The sequence below is a fragment of the Roseovarius sp. B-10 genome (genome assembly GCF_056859295.1).
In genome coordinates, this window is the sequence record NZ_JBSXOE010000030.1 from 176,528 (window position 1) to 201,070 (window position 24,543).

Consider the following 24,543-nt stretch of genomic DNA (forward strand, 5'->3'; position numbering starts at 1 on the left):
GCTCAGGCGCTCAGCAGGCGGTAGAGTTCGTCCTTCAGCCGCGCGCGTTCCTTGCGCAGGTCCATCTCGGCTAGGTCGTCCATCGGCTCGACCAGGGTCTCGGCGCGGTGCACCTTGCGGTTCACCTCGTGATACTCCTCCGCCAACCGCGCGAAGTGCGGATCGGCCTGTTTCATCTCGCCGATTCTCTCGGCGAATTGCGGAAATTCCTCGTGAAGCTCGTGGGGGGTGTGGGACATCGCGCGTCTCCTGTTGTTTGCCTGCCGACCCACCCTAATGGGCGCGGGTGCGACGCACCTTGACCCGGATCAAACTGGGCGGGCGCGCAGGGATAGACTCGCGGCGGCGCGGGGCCGCGCGTCAGCGCCGGGCACGTCGCCAGCCTGCGGCACGCGCTTCGGCCTCCGAGCAGAACCAGCGTTCGCCCTGCCCAGGCCGGATCACCGTGCGCGCGTAATCCGCCTGCCCCGGCAGGTGGTGGATGCGCTTGCCCGAGCGGCTGATATTGCCCTTGATCGCGCAATCCGGGTCGGGTGCGGCGGTCTGCGTCGCGCGATCCTCGCGCACTGCGCGGCGATGATCCGCTGGCCGGTCGAAGCGGTGCGCGTGCAGCCCGATCCCGGCGATGACGGCGCGTTTCTCGTCGAGGTAATAAGCCATCGAGTACTTGCGATAGGCCAGCGCCAGCCCCTCGGTCACCAGCATCCGGCCCACGTCCTGCCCAGCCACCGCGCAGGTGGCGACAGTACGCGCGTAACGATCGGTATCGACCGTGTCACAGCGCGCCATGCGGCCCCCGATCCGCCTACGCACCTGATCGGCGGCCCATGTGCCGCAATCCCATGCCACGCCATCCGCGTTGGTGCAGCGCTGCCCCAGTTCGGGCGCGTCGATGCCGTGCAGGCGCACCCGCGTGGCCCCCACGTCGAGCGTATCGCCATCGACCACGCGCACCGGCCCGCCGAACCCCTGCGCAACAACCGCGGCGGGGAACATTGTAAGAACGATCAGTAAAGAAATCCTTAACATGCCCCTTTATTGCGGGAGGGGATGCTGCTTTTCAATACAGAACGTGAACAAAGCGTTAATGCGCGATCACCGCTGCGCGTGTTCCCAATCGGGGTGAAGCCACGGGGCCGCGTTGTCCGGCGGCAGGCGGCGGCCCAGCACCGCGTCGGCGATTTTCTCGCCCGCCATGATCGACGGGGCGTTGAGATTGCCGTTCGTGATGCGCGGGAAGATGCTCGAATCGGCCACGCGCAGGCCGTCGACCCCGATCACCCGCCCATCGGGATCGACCACGGCATCGCTGTCATCCGCGCGGCCCATCCGGCAGGTGCCGCAGGGGTGATAGGCGCTCTCGGCATGCTCGCGGATGAAATCGTCGAGCGCGTCGTCGCTCTGCACCTCGACACCAGGCTGTATCTCGTGTTTGCGATAGGGCGCGAAGGCTTCCTGCGCAAATATCTCGCGTGTGAGCCGGATGCAGCGGCGGAAATCTGTCCAATCGCTCTCCGCGCTCATGTAGTTGAAGCGGATCACCGGATCGTCGGCGGGATCGCTGCTGCGCAAGGTGATCGTGCCGCGAGATTCGCTGCGCATCGGGCCGACATGGGCCTGAAACCCGTGCCCCTCGGCCGCCGCCTTGCCGTCATAGCGCACGGCAATGGGCAGGAAATGGAACTGGATATCGGGGTAATCGACACCCGCACGGGAACGGATGAAACCGCAGCTCTCGAACTGGTTCGAGGCTCCCGGCCCCTGCCGACCCAGAAGCCAGCGCAGCCCGACCCAGCCCTTGCCGAAAAGGTTCCAGTACTTGAAGAGGCTCACCGGCTGGCTGGCGGCCATCTGGACATAAAGCTCCATGTGATCCTGCAGGTTCGCACCAACGCCGGGCCGGTCGGCCACAACCGCGATGCCGTGCTCGGAGAGATGCGCCGCCGGACCGATACCCGACAGCATCAGCAGCTTCGGCGAATTGATCGAAGAGGCCGCGAGAATCACCTCGGCGCGCGCGCGTACCACCTCGCGCCGTCCGCCGCGCAGCACCTCTACGCCGGTTGCGCGACCCTCATGGGTTACCACGCGCTGCACCAGCCCGCGCAGCAGGTCGCAATTCTCGCGCTTCAGGGCCGGTCTCAGGTAGGCATTCGCCGCTGACCAGCGCTGGCCCTTGTGGACCGTCATCTCGAAGGGGCCGAACCCCTCTTGCTTTTCGCCGTTATAGTCGTCGGTCCGCTGGTATCCCGCCTGCACCCCCGCCTCGACGAAGGCGCGCACCAGCGGGTTATCGCGCTTGCCGCGGCTTACATGCAGCGGACCATCGGTTCCGCGCCACGCCGGGTCGCCGCCATGCCCGCCGTCGTCCCAAGCCTCCATCCGCTTGAAATACGGCAGCACGTCCGCGTAGCCCCAGCCGTCGCAGCCCTGATCGCGCCAATGGTCGTAGTCATGCGCGTGGCCGCGCACATAGACCATGCCGTTGATCGAGCTTGAACCACCGATCACCTTGCCGCGCGGACAGGCCAGCCGCCGCCCGCCAAGGTGCGGCTCGGGCTCGGTCTGGTAGCCCCAGTCGTAGCGGCGCATGTTCATCGGATAGCTGAGCGCGCCGGGCATCTGGATGAAGGGGCCGGCATCGGTGCCGCCATGCTCGATCACCAGCACGGACTTGCCGGCCTCGCTGAGCCGGTAGGCCATGGCGCATCCCGCGCTGCCGGCGCCCACGATGACGTAGTCGGCCTCCATCAGCACCTCCTCCGGTTGCCAGCGTGGGAGCGTGGATATCCCTGGCAAGATGACGTCATCATACGCCCCCCTATTCGCCCCGTGGAAAACGCTGGTTTTCCTCGACCACGTTAAGGTCCATGTGGTTGCGCATGTAGCGCTCCGATGCCTTTTGCAGCGGTTGGTAATCCCACGGGTAATAGCCGCCCTGACGCAGTGCCTCGTAGACCACCCAGCGGCGCGCCTGGCTCTCGCGCACCTGCGCATCGAAGGCGTCGAGATCCCAGCGCGCCGCGGCCTTGGCCTGCAACTGCGCCAGCGTGCCGGCATGGGCGGAGTCATCCGCGAGATTGGTCAGCTCGTGCGGGTCGGCCTCCAGGTCAAAAAGTTGATCGAGGTCGAGCGCGCAGCGATTGTATTTCCACTTGCCATAACGCAGCGAGACGAGCGGCGCGTAGCTTGCCTCGGCCGCGTATTCCATCGCCACCGGGGCGTCGCGTTTGCCGCCCTGTCCGAGATGGACCAGCGATTGCCCCTCGGTCCAGGGCATCACCTCGGACATGTCGGCACCACCCAGGTCACAGAGCGTCGGGCAGACGTCGATATTACTCACCGGGTCGGTCACGAGGCCCGGCGCCATATCCGGGGCACAGATCATCAGCGGAACGCGAGACGAGCCCTCGTAGAACGACATCTTGAACCACAGCCCACGCTCGCCCAGCATGTCGCCGTGATCCGACACGAAGAGGATCACCGCCTCCTGCCGCGTGGCCTCCAGCGCCGCCATCACCTCGCCGATCTTGTCATCGAGATAGGAGATATTGGCGAAATAGGCGCGGCGAGAACGGCGGATGTCTTCCTCGGTGATGTCGAACGCCCGCCAGTCATTGGCATCGAAAATGCGTTTGGAATGCGCGTCGTGATCCTCGTAGGCCATGGCGGGCACCTCCGGCAGGAGATGCTCGCAATCCTCGTAAAGGTCCCAGTATTTGCGCCGCGCAACGTAAGGATCATGCGGATGGGTAAAGCTCACCGTCAGGCACCACGGCCGCGCATCGTGACCGCGGGCGAGATCATAGACCTTCTGCACGCCGTGAAAGGCCACCTCGTCGTCGTATTCCATCTGGTTGGAAATCTCGGCCACGCCGCTGCCGGTGACCGAGCCGAGGTTGTGATACCACCAGTCGATCCGCTCGCCCGGCTTGCGGTAATCCGGCGTCCAGCCAAAGTCTGCGGGGTAGATATCCGTGGTGAGCCGCTGCTCGAAGCCATGCAACTGATCGGGGCCGACGAAATGCATCTTGCCCGAGAGACAGGTCTGATAGCCCGCCCGACGCAGGTGGTGGGCATAGGTGGGGATATCCGCCGAGAACTCGGCGGCGTTGTCGTAGACGCGGCTGCGCGAGGGCAGCAGCCCCGACATGAAACTCGCCCGCCCCGGGGCGCAGAGCGGGCTGGCCGTGTAGGCATTCGCGAACCGGGTGGAGCGCGCCGCCAGCTTTGCGAGATTGGGTGCATGCAGCCAGTCCGCCGGACCGTCCGGAAACAGCGTGCCGTTCAACTGATCGACCATGAAGATCAGGATATTGGGGCGGTGGGTCATCTTTCCTCCTGGGGCAGGCTGGTGTCGAGATAGCGCAGCAGCACGTCGATTGCGGCCTCCGGGGCAACACCGCCCTCGCCGAGTGACTGGCGGATATAAAGCCCGTCAATCATCGCCGCGCAGCCGCGGGTGAGCGTGGTCGCATCGCATCCCGGTACCTGCCGGAAGGCGTGATAGAGATTCGAGCGCAGCCGCCGCTGATAAACATGCAACAGCCGCCGCGCCGCATCCGAGCGCTGCGCCTGTACATAGAAATTGAGCCAGGCGGCAACCATCTCAGGTCGGAACTGCGCCGGGGTAAAGCTGGCGCGGATGATCGCCTCGACGCGCTGGCGCGGCGTTCTCGCCATGCTCAGCGCACCGCGCACCTCGGCACCGTAGAGCGACAGCACATGGCGCATGGCCGCGGCGAACAGCGCCTCCTTGGAACCGAAATAGTGATGCGCCAGCGCCGAGGACATGCCCGCGCGCCGCGCGATCTGCGCCACCGTCACGTCGAGCGCGCCGCGCGCGCCGATCTCGTGAATCGTGGCCTCCACCAGCGCGCCGCGCCGGATGGGCTCCATTCCGAGCTTGGGCATGGATCGCCTCCCGAGGGTCATCTTGCCAGACCGGCGTAATCGTGTTTAATTGACTCGTCAATCAATAACCCGGGAGAGGGCACGACAGGGAACCTTCACGAGAATGACGTTGTATTTCACGCCAGCGTCATATTAGCCTTTAACACATAAGAGATGACCGCACGCGATCCGCGAGGCTGGTCCGAAACAACCCAAAGGGAGAAACCGAAAATGACACGCATCACCACTGGCGGTATTAATCGCCGCGGCTTCATGGCCACTACCGCAGGCGCAGCGCTTGCCGCCTCCATGCCCATGCGCGCCAAGGCCGCGCCGTCGCGTGGTGGCCACCTGCGTGCCGCCATTGGCCACGGTCAGACCACCGACACGCTCAATCCCGGCACGTACGAGAACAGCTTCACCACCTCGCTCTCCTACGCGATTCACGGCCACCTGACGGAGGTCGCGCAGGACGGCTCGTTGCGGCCGGAACTTGCAGAAAGCTGGGAAGCCTCGCCCGACGCCAAAGTCTGGCGCTTCAAGATCCGCCCCGGCGTGACCTTCCATTCCGGAAAGCCGCTGGAACTGGCGGACGTGGTCAACTCGATCAACTTCCACCGCGGCGAGGATTCGACCTCCGCTGCCGGGCCGATCGTGGCACCAATCCAGGACATCAGCACAGAGGGCGACGATACGGTCGTCTTTACCCTCGATGGCGGCAATGCCGACTTTCCGTTCATCCTCAGCGACTATCACCTGACCATCTGTCCCGCCGACGGCGATAGCATCGACTGGCGCTCTGGCGATGGATGCGGAAGCTACAAGCTGATCGATTTCGATCCCGGCGTCTCTTACTCTGTCGAGCGGCATGAGGGCCATTGGCGCGATGACGTGGCCTGGTTCGATAGCGCCGAGATCATTGCCATCGTCGATCAAAACGCGCGCACCACGGCGCTCGTCTCGGGCGACGTGGACGTGGCAGACCGGCTCGATCTCAAGACCGTGAACCTGCTGTCGCGCAATCCCGACATCCAGATCAACGCGGTTGCCGGGACGCAGCACTACACTTTCGCGATGGATACCCGCGAAGCTCCCTACAACGACAACAATGTCCGGCAAGCGCTGAAATACGCGGTCAACCGCGAGGAACTCGTAGACAAGATCCTGTTCGGCTACGGCTCGGTGGGCAATGACCACCCGATCGGCCGGGGCCAGCGCTTCTACAATGACGAGCTCGAACAGAAGAGCTACGATCCTGACAAGGCGAAATGGTACCTCAAGCAGGCCGGTCTCGACAGCATCGACGTTAAGCTATCGGCCGCCGACGCGGCCTTTGTCGGCTCGGTCGATGCCGCCGTGCTCTACCAGTCCTCGGCCGCCGAAGCGGGGATAAATCTTACCCCGTCGCGTGAGCCGAATGACGGCTACTGGTCGGACATCTGGATGAAGGAGGACTTCGTCTCAGTCTACTGGTCCGGTCGAGTTGTCGAGGACCAGATGTTCTCCACTGCCTACCAGTGCGGCGCATCCTGGAACGACAGCTTCTGGTGCAACGAGCGGTTCGACGAGCTGATGATCAAGGCCCGATCCGAGCTCGACGAGGACAAGCGCCGCGAAATGTATTACGAGATGCAGGCGCTGGTATCGAACGAGGGTGGTGTCATCATCCCGATGTTCGCCAACTGGGTGTTCGGCAACTCCACCAAGATCGCACATACCGAGGAGATGAGCTCTAACTGGGATGTTGACGGCATGCGCTTCGTCGAGCGCTGGTGGATGGCCTGAGCCTGACCGCCTGCGCCGTCATGCCGGGGCCCGGGGGATCGTCCTCCGGGCCCTTGGCCAAGCGGGCCCCGCGCCCGGACAACCGATAACGGGAGAGACATGATGACCCTAAAGACAACGCTTTCCGCCCTCGCGCTGGCCACCGCCGCTGGCCCCGCGCTCGCCAATTGCGAGAGCGTCACCTTCTCCGATGTGGGCTGGACCGACATCACCGCCACCACCGCCGCGACCACGGTTGTGCTGGGGGCACTGGGCTATGAGACCGAGACCAAGGTGCTCTCGGTGCCGGTGACCTATACCTCGCTCGCCGCCGGTGACATCGACGTGTTCCTCGGCAACTGGATGCCCACCATGGAAGGCGACATCGCCCCCTACCGCGAGGCTGGCACCGTGGACACCGTGCGCGCCAACCTCGAAGGGGCGAAATACACGCTGGCCACCAATGCCGCCGGGGCAGAGCTCGGCATCACCTCTTTCGGCGCCATCGCCGAGCATGCCGAAGCGCTCGACGAGACGATCTACGGCATCGAGCCGGGCAATGACGGCAACCGCCTGATCCTCGACATGATCGAGGCCGACGCCTTTGGCCTTAAGGGCTTCGAGGTCAAGGAAAGCTCGGAACAGGGCATGCTGGCACAGGTGGCCCGCGCGGATCGCCGCGAAGAGCCGATCGTCTTCCTCGGCTGGGAGCCGCACCCGATGAACGCCAATCACGACATGACCTACCTGACCGGCGGCGATGACTGGTTCGGCCCCGACCTCGGCGGCGCAACGGTCTATACCAACACCCGCGCAGGCTATGTCGAGGAATGCCCGAATGTCGGCACATTCCTTGAAAACCTGCAATTCACGCTCGCCATGGAAAACGAGATCATGGGCGCCATCCTCAACGACGGGGCCGACCCCGAGGATGCCGCGACCGCGTGGCTCAAGGCCAATCCCGGCGTTCTGGACGGCTGGCTCGACGGCGTGACCACGCAGGATGGTGGCGACGCGATGGCCGCGGTCAAGGCTGAACTGGGTCTCTGATGTCCTTCTCGTGCCGCCCCGGCCCTGACACGGGGCGGCACCCCCCTTCCTGCTTCCGAACATTCAAAGTCAAGGCATTCCCATGGACTGGCTGAGCGATCACAAGATTCCCGTCGGCAACTGGGCCGAGGATTTTTTTCTCTGGCTCCAGGACAACGCCGCCGGGTTCTTCGACGCGCTTGCCCTCCTCATGGAAGCGCTGATCGACGCCTTTCTCTGGGTGCTCCAGACGCCGCATCCACTGGTGATCATCGCCGTCTTCGTGGGCCTCACATGGGCGCTTCAGCGCAACTGGAAAACCTGCCTTTTCGTGGCCTTGGGCTTTCTCTTCATCCTCAACCAGGGCTATTGGGAGGAAACCACCGAGAGCCTCACGCTGGTGCTGTCGTCCTGCATCTTCTGCATGGCGATGGGGGTGCCCATCGGCATCGCCGCCGCGCACCGTCCGCGGCTCTATGACGGAATGCGCCCCGTGCTCGACCTGATGCAGACGTTGCCGCCCTTCGTCTACCTGATCCCGGCGATCGTGTTCTTCGGCATCGGCATGGTGCCGGGTCTCATCGCCACGGTGATCTTCGTGGTCCCCGCCCCCATCCGCCTGACGCATCTGGGCATTGCCAACACGCCGCAGCCGCTGCTGGAGGCGGCACAGGCGTTCGGCGCCACCAATCGCCAGACGCTGTGGAAGGTCGAACTGCCCTACGCCCTGCCGCAGATCATGGCCGGTCTCAACCAGACCATCATGTTGTCGCTCTCGATGGTGGTGATCGGGGCGCTTGTCGGCGCCGACGGGCTCGGCGTGCCGGTGCTCAGGGCGATTAACACCGTGAATATCTCGCTTGGCTTCGAGTCGGGGCTGATGATCGTTGTCGTGGCCATCGTGCTTGACCGGATGCTGCGCATGGAGGGCCGGAAATGACCCAAGCCAGCGTCAATTTCAAATCCGTCTCCATCGTCTTTGGCGACGCGCCCGAGAGCGCGCTGCCGCTGATGGACGAGGGCCGCGAACGCGGCGATATCCAGCAGCAAACCGGCCAGATCCTCGGTGTGCACGATTGCGACCTGTCGGTGGCAACGGGCGAAATCCTCGTGCTGATGGGGCTGTCTGGCTCGGGCAAGTCCACGCTCCTGCGCGCGGTCAACGGGCTCAACCCGGTGGTGCGCGGCAAGGTCGAGGTGCATGACGGTGACAGCATGGTGGACGTCACGAACGCGGATGCCGCCACCCTGCGCCGCCTGCGCCAGCACCATATCGCGATGGTGTTCCAGCAATTCGGCCTGTTGCCGTGGCGCAGCGTGGCGGAGAACGTGGGGCTGGGCCTCGAACTCGCGGGTATCTCGAAATCCGAGCGCGAGCGACGGGTGACCGATCAATTGGCACTGGTCAATCTCTCCGACTGGGCCGACCGCCGCGTGGCCGAGTTGTCGGGCGGGATGCAGCAGCGCGTGGGCCTCGCCCGTGCCTTCGCCACCGATGCGCCAATCCTGTTGATGGACGAGCCCTTCTCAGCGCTCGATCCGCTCATTCGCACGCATCTTCAGGACGAACTCATCGATCTGCAAAAGACGCTGGGGCGCACCATCATCTTTGTCAGCCACGATCTCGACGAGGCGTTCAAGCTGGGCGACCGCATCGCCATAATGGAGGGCGGGCGCATCGTGCAATGCGGCACGCCGCAGGATATCTTTACCAACCCCGCCACCGGCTACGTGGCCGATTTCGTGGCGCACATGAACCCACTGGGCGTGCTTTGCGCCCGCGACGTGATGGAGCCCGCGACGGGCACGCCCGATGCCACCGTACCCGCCGACGCGACCATCCAGGCGGTGATGGAGGCGGCGCAGGGCCATGACGCGCCGGTGGGCGTGGTCGAGGATGGCGCGTTGCTGGGCCAGATCACCCGCAACCGCATCCTCGCCAAGCTGCTCGACCCGCGCACCTGACGCGCCCCACCAGACCAAGGAACCCCGATGCGCGCCGCCCTGCTCTCCCGCTTCGCCGACCCGGTCGAGATCACCGACCTGCCCGACCCCGCCTGCCCGCGTGACGGCGCGGTGATCGCTGTGCGCGCCTGCGGCGTGTGCCGCTCGGATCATCACGCCTGGAAAGGGGCTGACCCGGACGTGGTGCTGCCCCACGTCATGGGCCACGAATTCGCCGGAGAGGTGATCGAGATCGGCCCCGAATGCCGCGCCTTCAGCGTGGGCGAGCGCGTTACCGCGCCGTTCATCCTCGGTTGCGGCACCTGCCCCGATTGCCGCGGCGGCGAGCCCACGATCTGCGACCACCAGCAGGTCATCGGGTTCAGCCAATGGGGGGCGTTTGCCGAGCGCATCGCCATCCCGCGGGCTGATTTCAACCTCGTGCGCCTGCCCGACGCGATGGACTATGCCGCTGCCGCGGGCATGGGCTGTCGCGTCACCACCGCGTTCCGCGCGCTGGTGGACCGCGCAGGGCTCGCGCCCGGCGAATGGCTGGCGGTACATGGCTGCGGCGGGGTGGGCCTGTCGGCCATCCTGATCGCGGCGGCGCTCGGCGCGCGCATCCTCGCGGTGGACGTGAATCCAGCGGCGCTGGCGCTGGCGCGCGAACTCGGGGCCACGGCGGCGCTTGATGCGAGCACGACCGATGACGTGGGCAGGGCAGTGCGTGACCTGACGGGCGGCGGCGCGGATGTCTCGCTCGACGCGCTGGGAATCACCGCGACCTTTCACAACTCCCTGAAGAGCCTGCGCAAGATGGGGCGGCACGTGCAGATCGGAATGCCGCTCGGCGACCACGCCACGCCCGACCTGCCGCTTCTGGACCTCGTCTATGCCCGCCAGATCACGCTGCACGGTACGCGCGGCATCGGCGCACATCGCTTCGCCGCGCTGATGGGGATGATCGCCGCCGGACGGCTCGACCCCGCCCGCCTCGTCACCCACCGGATCGGGCTCTCGGGGCTCCATGCCGCGCTCGCCGCAATGGACGGCTATAGCGGCGCCGGGGTGACGGTGGTCGATGACATGACCGCCTGAGCCGTCATCACAACGCCGCTTTTCCGGCATCGCCTTGCCGCGAAATCCTGCTCTCCTGTTGCTACTGCATACGGCACGGGCGACCCCCGGTCGCCCTGCCCAACCACAAGGATGAGGCAGATGACCGAGCAAGAAACCACTCGCAGTGGCCCGCCGCGCCCCCCGCGCCCGCCCCGCGACGACAAGCGCACGCGTCCCACCCCCACTCCGATCTTTCGCGATTTCGCGAGTATCTGAGGGGCCGGGGCCCCTGATCCGGAGTTAATGGTCGAGAGCGGCCGCTCGCGTGGGTCGCGCAGCGTGCGGCCCTACCAGATATCCGCTCGATTGAGCCCCGCGGCACAGACCGGGACGCCCGAGAGTGCGGGCATCGGATCGCCGGTCAGCGACAGCCCCAACCACCCGTGCGGCGCGCTGAGCGGCAACGGGGGCTGCACCTCGGCCTCGGTGACGGGGGCAAAGCCCACCCGCCGATAGAAGGCAGGATCGCCATAGGTCAAAGCCACCTCCGCCCCCTCGGCACGCAGCGCCTCCAGAGCATGGCGCAAGAGCCCCTGCCCCACGCCGCAACCCTGCCAATCCGGTGCCACCGCCATCGGCGACAGGAGCATCACGCGCCGCGTATCCATAGGATAGATGAGACGGGAGAAGATTGCCGCGCCGATGACACGGCCCGTCTCCTCGACACGAAAGACGCGGATGTCGGATGCAGGCGTGAGGGTCAGCAGATCATGCGCCAGCCCGGCGACGATCCGGCCCTCCGCAGCGCCCTCCGAGGCCGAGAAGGTTTCGCGAAACAGCGCGGTGATCGGCTCTTCGCGGCCCGCGATCCCGTCGATGATCTCCATGACAAACCCTTCCATTAAAAAAGGGCCGCGCCCCTCGCCGGGGTGCGGCCCTCGTTCAGATCATAGGCAGCGCGGTCAGCCGACCAGCTCAAGCCCCGAAAAGAAATAGGCAATCTCGACCGCCGCAGTCTCGGGCGCGTCCGAGCCGTGGACCGAATTCTCGCCGACCGACTCGGCGAATTCCGCGCGGATCGTGCCCGGTGCGGCATCGGCGGGGTTCGTGGCTCCCATCACTTCGCGGTTCTTGGCGATGGCGCCCTCGCCTTCCAGCACCTGCACCACCACCGGCGCGCTCGCCATGAACTCGCACAGCTCACCATAAAACGGGCGCTCCTTGTGCACGGCATAGAAGGTGCCCGCCTGCGCCGGGGTCATCTGGATTCGCTTCTGCGCGATGATGCGCAGCCCGGCCTCCTCGAACTTGGCGTTGATCTTGCCGGTCAGGTTGCGCCGGGTGGCGTCGGGTTTGATGATGCTCAGGGTGCGTTCCACAGCCATGTCAGCCTCTTTTGTCAGGGTGATGCCGCCGGGAGACACCCCGCGCAGCTTGATCGCGGCTCCCGTAGCATGAGGCTTGCGCGTTGAAAAGCCGCGATTGACGCTGGCCGCGGCATGGGGCATCCCCCGTCCCATGCTACGCATCGACGACATCACCTACGCCATTGCCGGACATCGCCTGTTCGAGAACGCCTCGGCCCTCATTCCCGAGGGGCACAAGGTCGGGCTCGTGGGGCGCAACGGCACCGGCAAGACCACGCTCTTTCACCTGATCCGGGGCGAGATGCCGCTGGAGGGCGGGGCGATCTCGCTGCCCCGGCGCGCCCGCATTGGCGGCGTGGCGCAGGAAGTGCCGGGCAGCGACGTGTCGCTCCTCGACACGGTGTTGAGCTTCGACACGGAACGCTCTGATCTTCTTGAAAAATCAGAGAGCGAGACCGACGGCACCCGGATCGCCGAAATCCAGACAAGGCTCGCCGATATCGACGCCTGGTCTGCCGAGGCGCGGGCGAGCGCGATCCTCAAGGGGCTGGGCTTTACCGATGACGAACAACTCATGCCGTGCTCGGCCTTTTCGGGGGGCTGGCGGATGCGGGTGGCGCTGGCGGGGGTGCTGTTCGCCGCGCCCGACCTGCTGCTGCTCGACGAGCCGACGAACTACCTCGATCTCGAGGGCGCGCTGTGGCTCGAAAGCTACCTCGCGCGCTATCCGCATACCGTGCTCATCATCAGCCACGATCGCGGGCTCCTGAACCGCGCAGTCGGCTCGATCCTGCATCTGGAGGACCGAAAACTCACGCTTTATCAAGGGGGTTACGACAAGTTCGCCGAAACGCGCGCCGCCCGCATCGCTGCCGCGCAATCCGAGGCCAAGAAGCAGGAGGCGCGCCGCGCGCATCTGCAATCCTATGTCGACCGGTTCCGCTACAAGGCCGACAAGGCCAAGCAGGCGCAGGCGCGGATCAAGGCGCTGGCGCGGATGCAGCCCATCTCGGCCCCGCAGGAGGCGGCGTTGAGGCGGTTCACCTTCCCGGAGCCGGAGGGCCTGTCTCCGCCGATCCTGCGGTTGGAGGGGGCGGCCACGGGTTATGACGGCACCGCGGTGCTGAGCAGGCTCGATTTGCGCATCGACCAGGATGACCGAATCGCGCTTCTGGGACGCAACGGCGAAGGAAAATCCACTCTTTCCAAATTGTTGGCTGGCAAACTTGATCTGCTTGACGGGCGCGTTCACAAGGCCGCCCGCCTGCGCGCGGGGTATTTCGCGCAGCACCAGGTGGACGAGCTGCATATCGACGAGACACCCCTCGATCATATCCGCCGCTTGCGCCCCGGTGAGACGCCCGCGCGGCTGCGCGCGCGGCTCGCGGGGTTTGGAATCGGTCCGCAACAGGCGGAAACAAAAGTAGAAAACCTATCCGGCGGGCAAAAGGCGCGGCTGTCGCTGATGCTCGCCACGGTGGATGCGCCGCATATGCTGATCCTCGACGAGCCGACCAACCACCTCGATATCGAGAGCCGCGAGGCGCTGGTCGAGGCGCTGACCGCCTATACCGGCGCGATCATCCTGGTGAGTCACGACATGCACCTGCTGAGCCTGGTGGCGGACCGGCTGTGGCTGGTCAAGGGCGGCACGGTGACCCCCTACGAGGGCGATCTCGAAAGCTATCGCGCGATGCTGCTGGCTCCGCCAGATAACGTGAAAAAAGCCTCGCAAAAGACTGTAAAGAAAAAAGAAAAGCCATCGCGAGAGGCGATCCTGAAGCTGCGGCAGGAGGTGCGTTCCTGCGAATCGAGGGTCGAGAAACTGATGGAGATGGAGGGAAAGGTCGCCAGCAAGCTGGCCGATCCCGATATCTACGAGGATCCCGGCACGCTCGCCACCTGGCAGCGCAAATATGCCGAGATCGAGGACGGTATCGCCCGCGCCGAAACGCTGTGGGAGGCCGCCCTCGCCCGGCTGGAAAAGGCGGAAGGCTGAGGCCGAACCTCACGGTTCAAGGCGCGAACCGCACGGTTCAGAGCGCGGAGCGCGCGGTGCCGTCAGACTCCGGCAACCGCCGCCATTGGGCGAGCCCGAGGGCGCCGACCATGACCGCCACGGCGAGCGCCGCGATGCGGCCGCCGGGCGTGACGATCCAGACCCCGGCGAGGATCAGTGCGAGCGTCGCCACCACCCAAGCCGCGTCGCCCATGCAGAAGAACAGCACCTCGGCGCGGCGCGGCGCGCGGCCGCGCCGCACGCTCAGCCACAACAGCGCGGCATTTCCGATGAGCCCCGCCCCGAGCGCGGCGACGAGCCAGGCGGGTGGCGTGCCCAATCCCGTCGCCACCGGTCCCGGCACGGCCAGGAACAGCACACCGAAGCCGAGACAGGACAGCGCGTTGAGGCGCAAGACGGTTGAAAGTGTCATGAGAGACCTCCATCATTGTCAACGTAATTGACAAGATATCGGAGCGATCCATTATGTCAACAAAGTTGACAACAAACATGGCGGACAGCCTGACCCTGACGCTTTACCACGCCGCGCGCGGTTTCCAGGACCGGGTGACGCGGCGGTTGTCGGAGGTGCTGGCCCGCGAGCACGGCATCGCGCTCAGCCCGGCACAGCTTGCCTTTCTCGCCGCGCTCATCTGTGGCGAGACCACCACCTCGGAGGTCGCCCGCCGCACCGGGGTGAGTCGGCAGGCGGCGCACCGGCAAGCGGCGGCGCTGGCCGATCTGGGGTACCTGGCGCTCGCCCCCGATCCGGCGCGGCGCAACCAGAGCCTCGTGCGGTTCACCGACGAGGGCACCCGGCTGATGGCGCTGTGCCGCGATATCCTCGCGGGGTGGGATCGCGCGCTCGGGGGGGAGGCCGAAACGCTCGGCCGCGCTGCCGCGATCATGGAGGTGGCGCTAGCGGAGGGGGATGGCGCAGGGTAGCGGGAAGGGAGCGATTGGACCTATTCCTTCCATTCGATTCTTGCCCCCGGGCGCGGAATCGAGGCCGAAGGCCGCCGCGCCATCGCCAGGCCGCCCCCCGGACTGGCGATTTGTCTAGCTCGCGCACCGATTACAGGTTTTTCGGATTCGGCAGGCATAAAGCGCCCTGAAAGTCCGTCGGATCGCCAGCCCGCGGCCTGTCGATGGCGCGGCTCACGGCAACGTCCGCTGCAGACCAACACCCCCCATCTCCGTCGCCCTCTCGCCCAGAAACCCCTTGGCAAACGCGCCCCGGCGTGGTGCAAGACCCCACAGCCCCAAGGAACCCGCCTGTATGGACACCGCCTTTCTCGTCACCGCCTTTGTCGCGCTTTTCGTCATCATCGACCCGGTGGGCATGACGCCGCTCTTCGTGGCACTGACGCAGGGCATGGACAGCGCGCGCCGCCGGGCAATCGCGATCCGCGCCTGCGTGGCGGGCGCGCTGCTGATCGCCACCTTCGCGGCGTTCGGGGAATCGGTGCTGGGTTTCATCGGCATTTCCATGCCCGCGTTTCGCATCGCGGGCGGCATCCTGCTGTTTCTCACCGCGCTCGACATGCTGTTCGAGCGGCGCTCGCGCCGCCGCAAGGGGCAGGCCGACGCCGCCGAAGAGGACGAGGGGGACGATCCGTCGATCTTTCCGCTGGCCATCCCGCTCATTGCCGGGCCCGGCTCTATCACCACGGTGATCCTGCTCGTGGGCGATAAGCCGGGCATCGAGGGGTTGCTGCTGGTGATCGGGGTGATGCTGTCGGTGGTGGCACTGGCGCTGGTGTTGTTCCTGATGGGCGGCCTGCTGGAACGCGCGCTGGGCCATGTCGGCATCAACGTGGTGACGCGGCTGCTGGGCATGCTGCTCGCGGCGCTCGCGGTGCAGTTTGTGCTCGACGGGCTGCGCGGGTTTGGTTTGGCGGGCTGAGGACCCATATCCCACGCATGGAGAGCTTTGATTTCCCCCGCCTCGTCTACCTGTCGATCCTCGGATCGGTGCTGGTGCTATGGTTCGTGGTGCAGGGCCGCGAGTCGCTGGGCAAGCTGATGCAGCACGCCGCCGCCTGGGGGCTGATCTTTCTCGGGGTGATCGCGGTGGTGGGGCTGTGGCAGGACATCCGCCAGACGGTGCGACCCACGCAGAGCGTCATCAGCGACAGCCGCATCGAGCTACCGCGCGCGCCGGACGGGCATTACTACGTGACGGCGGAGATCGACGGCGCGCCGATCCGCTTTGTCGTCGATACCGGGGCGAGCCAGATCGTTCTGAGCCGCGGCGACGCGCGCGAGGCAGGCATCGACACCGACAGCCTGATCTACACGGGCCGCGCGCGCACCGCCAACGGCGTGGTGCGCACCGCGCCGGTGCAGCTCGACAGTCTCGCCATCGGCCCGATAACGGACCGCGACGTGCGCGCCGTGGTCAACGAGGGCGAGATGGCCGGCTCGCTCCTGGGTATGGACTACCTGCGCCGCTTCTCCAGCGTCGAGATCGCGGGCGACCGGCTGATCCTGACACGCTGAGCGCAGGCGGGCTCAGCAGGGGCGGCGCGTCCAGCCATAGGCACCGTCCTCGGGCACCTTCCACGCGCAGGCATTCTCGGATGCGACATCACCGGAGCAACTGATCTGCTTCCAGTAGCCCCACGCATCCTGCTCGAAGGGGATGAAGGGTGCGTCGGCGAACTGTGCGGTGAGGGTGAGGTCGTGCAGAACGCAGACCACGCCGCCGCCCGGTGCCTTCGTGTCTTTCCGGCCAGGCCGACATGCCCGCACTTGGCGAAAAACCGAGCAGCGACAGGTATTTCGCGGCTGCGTTGAAAAGGCACCTTTCCGAAGCCCCTCCGATCTTATAACAAGTCCGCGCAAAACATGAAAAAGTAGGCAATGCCCGATCAAACCGAAGCTGTTCGGCAGCGTGACGAGGCCCGCCCTGCGAAGGAATGGGCCAGAATCCTCGCAGAGTACCGAGAACCCGACCCGATACGCAGTTCATTCGAACTCGCGGTCACCTTGGGCCCATTCCTGATCCTGTGGTGCCTTGCCTGGTGGTCCATGTCGGTCAGCTATTGGCTGACCTTTACGCTCTCCGTGTGCAACGCGGCCTTCTTGCTGCGTCTTTTCGCCATCCAGCACGATTGCGGACATGGGGCATTCTTTCAAAGCCGCACCGTGAGCGACTGGCTCGGGCGGGTGATCGGCGTGCTGACCTTGACACCCTACGACGTATGGCGGCGCTCCCATTCCATTCACCACAGCTCTTCGGGCAATCTCGGACGACGTGGCATGGGAGACATCCAGACCATCACGGTCATGGAGTATCGTCAGTTGAATCCTCTTAACCGATTGATCTACAGGCTTTACCGCAACCCGGTTGTCTTGTTCTGCCTGGGGCCCGGCTATCTGTTCTTCATTCAGAACAGGGTGCCATTGGGGCTCATGGGGAATGCCAGGTTCTGGGTCAGCGCAATGTGCACGAATGCGGCTATATTCGTGTGGGTGGCGCTTGTTCTGTACTTTGGTGGGCTGGTGCCCATCCTGCTGATTTTCCTGCCCTCGACATTGCTTGCGGCAACGGCGGGGGTGTGGCTGTTCTACGTGCAGCACCAGTTCGAGACCACGCATTGGGACGCTGACGAGGATTGGCAGTTGCACGAATCCGCACTGAAGGGAAGCTCGCACTACGTGCTGCCACCGGTGCTGCAATGGCTGAGCGCCAACATCGGCGTACACCATGTGCACCACCTGTACAGCCGCATCCCGTTCTATCGGTTGCCCGAGGTTCTGCGGGATCATGCGGAGCTGGCCGAGAGCAATCGCATGACGATCCGGCAAAGCCTTCACAGTGTTCGGCTGCATCTGTGGGACGAGGAGTCGAGGCGCCTGGTGTCTTTCGCTCAAGCGAAGGCGCTTTAGACGCCGGGCCAGCGTGCCGCGCAAGCTGGCTCAACGCTGGCGTAAAGTGGCAGCCGAGGGCCGCGATCCGGTCAAGGAACGAGAGGCAGAAGCTCGGGCGGCGCGGCGAGAGGATATCTCGCTCGCGGTCATCACCGCCGACGCATTCGAGACGCGCAAGGCGGAACTCAAGGGCGATGGTAAAGCTGGCCGCTGGCTCTCACCGCTTGAGCGCCATGTGCTGCCCAAACTTGGAAAGGTGCCGGTCACGGATCTCGATCAGCGCGATATCCGCGATACGCTGGCCCCGATTTGGCACACCAAGTCCGACACGGCGCGCAAGGCCATGAACCGGCTTTCAATCGTGATGAAGCACGCGGCGGCGCTGGGCCTCGACGTGGACCTGCAAGCGACCGACAAGGCAAAGGCATTGCTTGGGAAATCGCGCCATATGCCAAGGAACATTCCGGCGATGAATTGGCGCAACGTGCCTGAGTTCTACGCGAGCCTTGAAGAGCCCACTCTCACCCACCTTGCCCTCCGCCTGCTAATTCTGACCGGCGTGCGTTCGGCCCCACTGCGACACATGCGGCTGGACCAGATCGACGACGACGTATGGACCATCCCCGCCGATGCTGTGAAGGGCCGCAAGGGGGCGACCGAGGCGTTCCGCGTGCCGCTATCGACCGAGGCTCGGCGTGTCATCGAGCTTGCGCGCCCGCGCGCGCGCAATGGCTTTCTCTTTCCGAACACGCGCGGTGATGTCATCAGTGACATGACGTTGTCGCGACACATGCAGCGCCGCCACCTCGAGGCACGTCCGCACGGCTTCCGCACGAACCTGCGCACATGGCTGGCCGAGGCGACCGACGCCCCGCACGAGGTCGCAGAGACGATGCTCGGGCACGTGGTGGATGGCAGTGTCGTGCGCGCGTATCGACGGACTGATTACTTGGACAAAAGAATGAAGCTCGCAGAACGTTGGGCTGACCATGTGACCGGCGGCACTGGACAGGTCGTTCAGCTGACAGCGAGGTCGACATAACGAGCCCATATGTTCATGGGTCGGGTGCTCGACAGACTGCCGCAAGTGTTGGCTTGATGCCACATATAGGCGCATGGCGAGGGCGTGCGCCTACATGTTGACATGAAGCGGCGAGTTCGTTAACGATCAAACTACATAAACGCGCATGATGTGCGCTCGTTGCCCCATCCGGGGCGTTCCCCTTGGGGGCGAGCTATATCAGTGCGTTTTTTGCGCTCATGCATGTTTGTCGTCCCCGCCTAACGTAGGGCAGCGACATGCAGAAGTATCTCACGCTCAAAGAAGTTCGCAGCCGCCTCGGCAACCGCTCCCGCTCGTCCATCTACGGCGACATCGCGGCTGGACGCCTGCCCAAGCCTCTCAAACTCGGCAGCCAGGTTTACTGGCCCGAGGAGGAACTCGAAGCGCATTTCCAGAAGCTCGCCGAGGCGCAGCAGGCGTCGCACGACACGGCAGAGCCTTCCAGCCACTCGGAGTGAAATCTTCATGAGTGTCCGGTTTGTCAATCGTGCTTTCGACGCGGAGCTGGCACCGACCCCACGTTTCGTCCTGGTGGCTCTTGCGGAGCACGCCGACGATGAGGGGCGGTGCTATCCCTCGGTGACCCGCTTGGCGCGGCGCACGGGGCTCAGCAAGCGGTCGGTTCAGAACAGTATCAAGCGGCTCCTGGCCGAGGGATACCTCGATGTGAAATCGAATGCCGGGAAACGCGGGACGAATTTCTATCAGCTGCATGTGACCTCCGCAGGAGATGCATCCCAAACCCCGCAGTAGCTGCACCCGACCCATCATTTAACCGTAAAGAACCGTCAGAGAGTAATCGCGCGCGCGAGATTTTCGATGTACTCGCCGAGTGGGCTTCACCAGATCCCGTGCGGAGCTTCATTGCATACAGGCAAAAACAGAAGGGCAAGGCCCTTAGCCTGACTGCGGCCAAACGGCAGGCAAAGCAGCTTGAGACGAGTTGCCAGAGTGGTGGTGACACAGACGATGCGCTCGGCATGGCCGAAGAGCGCGGATGGCAGTCGGTTCAAGCCGACTGGTATTTCAAAGCTAGAGGTAAACGGCATGACGACAGAACTCGCGACTCGAGACCTTCCCAAGGACGAGAAAACGGGCTTGACCCTGCCCTTGAGCGCATCGCTCACCTCGCAGGAATTGGCCCAGCATCGCGCAATGGTAGCACTTGAATTGGAAGTGCTGGCAAAGAAATACGACCGCTTCGGCTGGGAACGTGACCGTGGCAGCGTGGCGCACGACCCGATGATCACTGACTGGATGGACGCCTTTCAGGACTATCCGCTTGATGAAGTGCGGTCGGCTTGTGCGGCGGCAGTTCTGGAAAATCCGAACAACATGCCGAACGAGGGCCATATCCGGGCGGAAATCGCCAAGGTCCGCAAGCACCATGTGCAGAGGCTTCCCAAGCCCACCGAGTGCGAGCGCCCTAGCAAGCGCGTGACGCCTGAGAAAGCTGCTGAAATCATAGCTGCGGCCGGTTATGGCCGGCAAAAAGCGGGTTGGCCGATAAGCTCTCCTAGCTTTCAGATGGCCGTAACCGCACTCGCCTATGGCGCTGCCTTCGCGACCGGCACTTTGGCTGATCTTGAGAATTGCGACGTCGAGGTAGTCTCCGCATGGAACCAGACGGGAGGAACCTGATCGGCATGGACAAGCGCAGCCTCTCGGAATGCGACATCTGCACCAAGTTCATCACGCCTGCGCTTCGCCGGGCTGGCTGGGACGAGATGTTGCAGATCCGGGAGGAGGTGAGCTTCACCAAGGGCCGGGTCATCGTGCGTGGAAAGCTGGTCACGCGCGGTCAGGGGAAGCGGGCCGACTACATCCTCTATTATAAGCCCAACATCTCGATCGCGTTGATCAAGGCGAAGCGGACTTCCGTCCGCTGTCTGGCCGCGACTGGCAGTGTGTGCAGGTCGGGCGATTCCGGACATTCGCTGCGGTCGCGCACCAACCGAGTCGCTTCGTGAAAACCGGCCATTCAGACACAACCAAGGATCTTGTTTGCAATAGGGCCGATGAAGTGCCCAGGCGTTCAGAAGAGGCGCTGACTTGGGTGACCTCAAGTCCCACCATTCGATTCAATACGAGTAAGTCATAAAAAGGGCCTTTATTGGTTGAGAGCATCGTTGGCGGAAGGCGCAGCAGGCACTGAGTGCTGCAGACCAATGCTCCTACGCGATGTTGCAGGAGCCAATCCGCTCATTGCGTCTCATCGGCCCATCCTCAGAACCTCTGTCCCACGGAGATGTAGAGCAAACCGTCTCCTTCATCACTGACTGATCCATCAACGGCAAAGTCGACCGGAAACGTCCTGGAGACTCTGTATCTCAGGCCCAGGCCGACTGCCGACCCGGCGTCATCAAGATCGTCGAACGCGCCGCCGACCGCGCCTACTCCGCCAAAGGCGACGATCCCGATCCGGTTGCCCAGTCTTTTGCGGTACTCGACCTGTGTGGAGAGCAGCGCATTGTCCAGAAACTGCGTGATGTTGTAGCCTCGAAAGGCATCCGTTCCGCCGAGTGAACACAGATCGTAGAACGGAACCCGTCCGGGGGCGGAACATCCGACGATCCGCATCGCGATTACGCCGGTGTCACTCGTGGCGAAATAAGTGTCATATGTCAGGATGGATTTGATGTAATCCTCGCCAAACTTGCCGGATGGCTCGTTGTAGGTGCTTGAAAGCGCCAGGCTGAAGCCAGACGTCGGGTATATCTTGTCATCGACGGTGGAATAATCCGCGAGCAACCCGATACCTGTCGCCGAGAAACCGTTGGGCAATTGGATACTGGATGGCAAATTCGGAAAATTCGGATCCGATGACCCGATGGTCGACTCCAGATAGCGCGCACTTACGCCCAGATGGAAATCCGGTGTAACGCCATACATCAGCTTGACCTTGAACAACTCGCCCGTCTGATTGATCGGGACGTCTCCGAAGGAGGTGATCAGGTCGTAATCGATATCCGCGCCGATATAGGTTGCCCCAAGGGACCAGCGATTGTCCATGAAGGCCAGATTGAACGTAAGCCCGTAGCCCTCGGAGCCATTGTCCGAGCGCAGATACCCGACACCCAGCATGGACGGGTCAGACCCTTCGTCAATTTTAAAAAAATACCCGGCCCCGAGGGCCAGACCATTGCCGATCATCGGGTCGCTAAACGGGACCGGCGCGACGATCAGAGAGCCGCTTCGTAGCCCGAAATTCGGGTTGGAAGAGGCATCGGTCAGTGGCGACATCTTGTGATCCAGATTGCTCTCGGCGGCGATCACCTCAGTCGGCGGTCCCATCATGACGCATAGGCAAAGCCCCCAGGCTGGAATTGACCGCATGGGTCTTGCGGTTCGTAGCTTTTGGGCACGGACGTGCCCGTTCCTGTCCCGCAAGGTCTCGGGTCTTGACCAGATGGTGCGTAGAATGGACATTCAACAATTCCTCAGTGCTGGTCGCTTCCGAATGGATTAGCAAATTTTGGCCCGGATCAAGGGAAGCCCGCCCGAAAGGTCTAACCCCGGAAAACGCCGTGCCATGGGTGATCGCCCGATCGCGTCACCTTCAGAACAGCAGGAGTTTGCGCAGGATCTGGAACAGATCCATCAGGGGTAGTTGTGTCGCCCCGGCGGCGAACACAGGAAGCACGGCGGCGGCTGAAATGGGAAGAAGCGAGGCGCGCTGAATCAGGACGGTGGACAGGTTGCGGGCCGCCTTGAATATGACGCCCGGGTCGGCGAGGGACGCGGCTTGGCTGATCTCCTCTTCCGTGGCGCCGCTGATACTTTTTCCCAACACGCTGCTCTCCTCGGCCAGTTGGCGGCGGGTCGCCTGGGCCTGGGAGACATCCAGTGTCTGTTGTTTCAGCTCTCCGAGTGGCTTGGTGAAAAACAGCGCCGGCAAGGCCAGCAGACCGTTGGTGATGATGACCCAAGTGATCATGACCGCAGTAAAGACTGTCGTGGTGATGGTCTGGGCATTCAGATGTTCGGCAATCGCAACCCCAAGATTACAGCTGAGTGCAAGCACGAACAGGGTGTAGGCATTTGGAAATCCGCCTACAAACGCGATTCCCCCGGCCCCGTCCGGATGCGTGACACTCAGGCGCAATTCAAGAGCGGCGATCGACTTGAGAAGCAGCGCCACGATCAGGATGCGCCAGACCCATCGCGCTACGAGGAAGAAATAGATCGGACTGCTGACCCAAAGGCACCACAGCGCAGTGTAGGAAAAACGTTCCCCGCCACTACCCGAGATGAAGGCCCATGAGTGTTCATCAAAATCGCTGAGGCCAACCCCCGCGCCGACCGAACACCCGCAGGCCACCACGAAACACACGATTTCTGCCAGACGCGAATTGCGCCGCCGAACCGCAAGGGTCGCGGCCGATGCTGCCGCCGCTTGTGCCCCGGGCGCGAGTAACGGCGGGCTGAGGAGAGGGCGCAAGACCGTGGCGAGTTGGGCTTCTGCAACGGGTTCCATCGCGATCAGCAGACCGATCCCGAGAAGAAATCGAGACAGCACCGCGAGGTGAAGCAGGAATGGCATGTCGGCAAAGCTTCCGAAGGCCGTGCCTTCGAAAACGCTGATGACCAGAGGCACACCCCACGCAATCAGAACAATGAAAAGAGCTCTGGACACTGGCCGCAGTTGGTCGTCCTTCACCAGCCCGAACCGGGCCTGCATCTCGTAATATAGCCCGCCGCGCGCAATTCTGGCTGCTTCGACGGTCGGGTCTTCGTTCATGAACCGGGCCCCTCTCGCATTCCAACTCAGGCCGTCGGATCAGCCAAAACGATGGCCGCGAGCAACGAAAGCTGCGTGCGTAGCACAGTATTGGGCAGGTATCGCGTCGTGTCCATCTTCTTGGAACCTTGGCTGAGAAAAAGCGCCCGCCATACGGGCACGATTACCGTTTTGAAAATCAAGTTTGCCGATCAGGATCCCTGAAGTTTCGTCGTGCATTCGCGGGCCTCGTAGATCGCGTTACGCACGTGATCGAGATTGACCGTCACCGTGAAGGGCTTGTCAGGGAAAACGATCATTTCCTTTTTCTTCTCGAGGTCGAGACGCAACTGCTTCTTGTTCTCGTCGTTCGCAAGCACGTAGCCGCCCTGATAATCGCCCGACGCGCCATGCACGACAGCTTTGGACGCGCCGACATAGAGGTTGCCGTTGACCAGGATCGCGACAGCATTCGTGCCTTCTTCCAGTTCGATGCCTCTCTGGAAGATGCCGATATAGCCATAATGGTTGTCGTTGGTCAGACCGATCTGGACCAGATGGCCCTCGGCGTCCGAGCGCGAGATGAAGCATGAGCCCCGGGTGCGGTTCTCATGGACGACCCATTCACCGACATTGCGATACTGGGCGATCTCGTCGCTGTTCAGGGGCAGCACGTCCTGATCCGCTGCAAGCGTGGGCGTAGCCGCACCAAGCAGAAATATGGCGATGGTTTTGGTAATGATATTCATGTCTTGTCTCCAATTTTGGCCTGGATATAGCCGAAGCGGGTCAAGTATCAGGGTCGTGAATGCATCCGGACCGGACGATC

26 protein-coding genes and 1 pseudogene are annotated in these 24,543 nt (G+C 63.8%); 15 read left to right on the top strand and 12 right to left on the bottom strand.

Annotated elements, in window-relative coordinates; genetic code table 11:
• Positions 1-2 precede the first annotated feature (2 nt).
• The 5 genes from AC13D8_RS08515 to betI form a co-directional block, all read right to left on the bottom strand.
• The gene (locus tag AC13D8_RS08515; RefSeq protein WP_482968495.1) at positions 3-239 is read right to left on the bottom strand and encodes an HP1242/YdcH family protein; all 237 of its coding nucleotides are present in this window, start codon (positions 237-239) and stop codon (positions 3-5) included.
• A gap of 121 nt (positions 240-360) precedes the next feature.
• A complete protein-coding gene (locus tag AC13D8_RS08520) occupies positions 361-1,029 on the bottom strand; it encodes a thermonuclease family protein (protein ID WP_482968496.1) in 669 nt (222 codons plus the stop codon).
• Between the two features lie 66 nt (positions 1,030-1,095).
• Positions 1,096-2,751, bottom strand: coding sequence for a choline dehydrogenase (gene betA, locus AC13D8_RS08525; RefSeq protein ID WP_482968497.1), 1,656 nt, complete (start codon positions 2,749-2,751; stop codon positions 1,096-1,098).
• A gap of 70 nt (positions 2,752-2,821) precedes the next feature.
• Positions 2,822-4,333, bottom strand: coding sequence for a choline-sulfatase (gene betC / locus AC13D8_RS08530; protein WP_482968498.1), 1,512 nt, complete (start codon positions 4,331-4,333; stop codon positions 2,822-2,824).
• Positions 4,330-4,914, bottom strand: a complete 585-nt coding sequence (gene betI / locus AC13D8_RS08535) for a transcriptional regulator BetI (protein ID WP_129431661.1) — start codon at positions 4,912-4,914, stop codon at positions 4,330-4,332. Before betI ends, betC begins: the two co-directional genes overlap by 4 nt.
• A gap of 210 nt (positions 4,915-5,124) precedes the next feature.
• Between betI and AC13D8_RS08540 the strand changes: the two genes are divergently transcribed.
• The 5 genes from AC13D8_RS08540 (at position 5,125) to AC13D8_RS08560 (ending at position 10,728) form a co-directional block, all read left to right on the top strand.
• Positions 5,125-6,678: an ABC transporter substrate-binding protein gene (locus AC13D8_RS08540; protein ID WP_129431660.1), complete on the top strand. Its 1,554-nt coding sequence runs from the start codon at positions 5,125-5,127 to the stop codon at positions 6,676-6,678.
• Between the two features lie 102 nt (positions 6,679-6,780).
• Complete coding sequence (locus AC13D8_RS08545) at positions 6,781-7,707, top strand: choline ABC transporter substrate-binding protein (RefSeq protein WP_482968499.1); 927 nt, start codon at positions 6,781-6,783, stop codon at positions 7,705-7,707.
• A gap of 82 nt (positions 7,708-7,789) precedes the next feature.
• Entirely contained in the window at positions 7,790-8,626 is an 837-nt protein-coding gene (choW, locus tag AC13D8_RS08550) for a choline ABC transporter permease subunit (RefSeq protein WP_482968500.1), read from the top strand.
• Positions 8,623-9,651, top strand: a complete 1,029-nt coding sequence (gene choV / locus AC13D8_RS08555; protein ID WP_482968501.1) for a choline ABC transporter ATP-binding protein — start codon at positions 8,623-8,625, stop codon at positions 9,649-9,651. The genes choW and choV overlap by 4 nt, the downstream gene beginning before the upstream one ends.
• A gap of 27 nt (positions 9,652-9,678) precedes the next feature.
• The gene (locus AC13D8_RS08560) at positions 9,679-10,728 is read left to right on the top strand and encodes a zinc-dependent alcohol dehydrogenase family protein (RefSeq protein WP_482968502.1); all 1,050 of its coding nucleotides are present in this window, start codon (positions 9,679-9,681) and stop codon (positions 10,726-10,728) included.
• A gap of 308 nt (positions 10,729-11,036) precedes the next feature.
• On the opposite strand, the gene AC13D8_RS08565 is transcribed toward AC13D8_RS08560, so the two are convergent.
• Together AC13D8_RS08565 and ndk are read right to left on the bottom strand one after the other, a co-directional pair.
• Positions 11,037-11,576 (bottom strand): GNAT family N-acetyltransferase, encoded by a 540-nt coding sequence (locus tag AC13D8_RS08565; protein WP_482968503.1) that lies wholly within the window; start codon positions 11,574-11,576, stop codon positions 11,037-11,039.
• Positions 11,577-11,651: 75 nt separating this feature from the next.
• Entirely contained in the window at positions 11,652-12,074 is a 423-nt protein-coding gene (gene ndk, locus AC13D8_RS08570) for a nucleoside-diphosphate kinase (RefSeq protein WP_104019148.1), read from the bottom strand.
• A 133-nt stretch (positions 12,075-12,207) separates the two neighbouring features.
• On the opposite strand from ndk, the gene AC13D8_RS08575 reads away from it, so the two are divergent.
• Positions 12,208-14,055 carry an ABC-F family ATP-binding cassette domain-containing protein gene (locus AC13D8_RS08575; protein ID WP_482968504.1) on the top strand — a complete coding sequence of 616 codons (1,848 nt, stop codon included), beginning with the start codon at positions 12,208-12,210 and terminating at the stop codon, positions 14,053-14,055.
• Between the two features lie 37 nt (positions 14,056-14,092).
• Here AC13D8_RS08575 and AC13D8_RS08580 read toward each other — a convergent pair whose 3' ends face one another.
• The gene (locus AC13D8_RS08580; RefSeq protein ID WP_482968505.1) at positions 14,093-14,488 is read right to left on the bottom strand and encodes a hypothetical protein; all 396 of its coding nucleotides are present in this window, start codon (positions 14,486-14,488) and stop codon (positions 14,093-14,095) included.
• Between the two features lie 77 nt (positions 14,489-14,565).
• On the opposite strand from AC13D8_RS08580, the gene AC13D8_RS08585 reads away from it, so the two are divergent.
• The 3 genes from AC13D8_RS08585 to AC13D8_RS08595 all read left to right on the top strand — a co-directional run bounded on the left by AC13D8_RS08585 (position 14,566) and on the right by AC13D8_RS08595 (position 16,557).
• Positions 14,566-15,000: a MarR family transcriptional regulator gene (locus AC13D8_RS08585; protein WP_482968506.1), complete on the top strand. Its 435-nt coding sequence runs from the start codon at positions 14,566-14,568 to the stop codon at positions 14,998-15,000.
• Positions 15,001-15,334: 334 nt separating this feature from the next.
• A complete protein-coding gene (locus tag AC13D8_RS08590) occupies positions 15,335-15,961 on the top strand; it encodes a MarC family protein (protein WP_104019145.1) in 627 nt (208 codons plus the stop codon).
• A gap of 17 nt (positions 15,962-15,978) precedes the next feature.
• Entirely contained in the window at positions 15,979-16,557 is a 579-nt protein-coding gene (locus AC13D8_RS08595) for a retropepsin-like aspartic protease family protein (RefSeq protein WP_482968507.1), read from the top strand.
• Positions 16,558-16,569: 12 nt separating this feature from the next.
• On the opposite strand, the gene AC13D8_RS08600 is transcribed toward AC13D8_RS08595, so the two are convergent.
• Entirely contained in the window at positions 16,570-16,758 is a 189-nt protein-coding gene (locus tag AC13D8_RS08600) for a hypothetical protein (protein WP_482968508.1), read from the bottom strand.
• Positions 16,759-16,920: 162 nt separating this feature from the next.
• Between AC13D8_RS08600 and AC13D8_RS08605 the strand changes: the two genes are divergently transcribed.
• The 6 genes and pseudogenes from AC13D8_RS08605 to AC13D8_RS08630 all read left to right on the top strand — a co-directional run.
• A complete protein-coding gene (locus AC13D8_RS08605; protein WP_482968509.1) occupies positions 16,921-17,949 on the top strand; it encodes a fatty acid desaturase in 1,029 nt (342 codons plus the stop codon).
• 13 nt (positions 17,950-17,962) lie between these two features.
• A complete protein-coding gene (locus tag AC13D8_RS08610; protein ID WP_482968541.1) occupies positions 17,963-18,973 on the top strand; it encodes a tyrosine-type recombinase/integrase in 1,011 nt (336 codons plus the stop codon).
• Between the two features lie 257 nt (positions 18,974-19,230).
• On the top strand, positions 19,231-19,452 hold the full coding sequence (locus AC13D8_RS08615) for a helix-turn-helix transcriptional regulator (RefSeq protein WP_482968510.1): 222 nt from the start codon (positions 19,231-19,233) through the stop codon (positions 19,450-19,452).
• 7 nt (positions 19,453-19,459) lie between these two features.
• Positions 19,460-19,747 (top strand): helix-turn-helix domain-containing protein, encoded by a 288-nt coding sequence (locus AC13D8_RS08620; protein WP_482968511.1) that lies wholly within the window; start codon positions 19,460-19,462, stop codon positions 19,745-19,747.
• Positions 19,748-19,951: 204 nt separating this feature from the next.
• Positions 19,952-20,635, top strand: coding sequence for a hypothetical protein (locus AC13D8_RS08625; protein WP_482968512.1), 684 nt, complete (start codon positions 19,952-19,954; stop codon positions 20,633-20,635).
• 5 nt (positions 20,636-20,640) lie between these two features.
• Positions 20,641-20,865: pseudogene (locus tag AC13D8_RS08630) on the top strand (hypothetical protein); the annotation flags it as partial.
• Between the two features lie 355 nt (positions 20,866-21,220).
• Here the strand turns inward: AC13D8_RS08630 and AC13D8_RS08635 are convergent.
• The 3 genes from AC13D8_RS08635 to AC13D8_RS08645 form a co-directional block, all read right to left on the bottom strand.
• The gene (locus AC13D8_RS08635; protein ID WP_482968513.1) at positions 21,221-22,270 is read right to left on the bottom strand and encodes a BamA/TamA family outer membrane protein; all 1,050 of its coding nucleotides are present in this window, start codon (positions 22,268-22,270) and stop codon (positions 21,221-21,223) included.
• A 283-nt stretch (positions 22,271-22,553) separates the two neighbouring features.
• Positions 22,554-23,735 (bottom strand): hypothetical protein, encoded by a 1,182-nt coding sequence (locus AC13D8_RS08640; protein ID WP_482968514.1) that lies wholly within the window; start codon positions 23,733-23,735, stop codon positions 22,554-22,556.
• A gap of 191 nt (positions 23,736-23,926) precedes the next feature.
• Positions 23,927-24,463, bottom strand: a complete 537-nt coding sequence (locus AC13D8_RS08645; RefSeq protein ID WP_482968515.1) for a hypothetical protein — start codon at positions 24,461-24,463, stop codon at positions 23,927-23,929.
• Positions 24,464-24,543 lie beyond the last annotated feature (80 nt).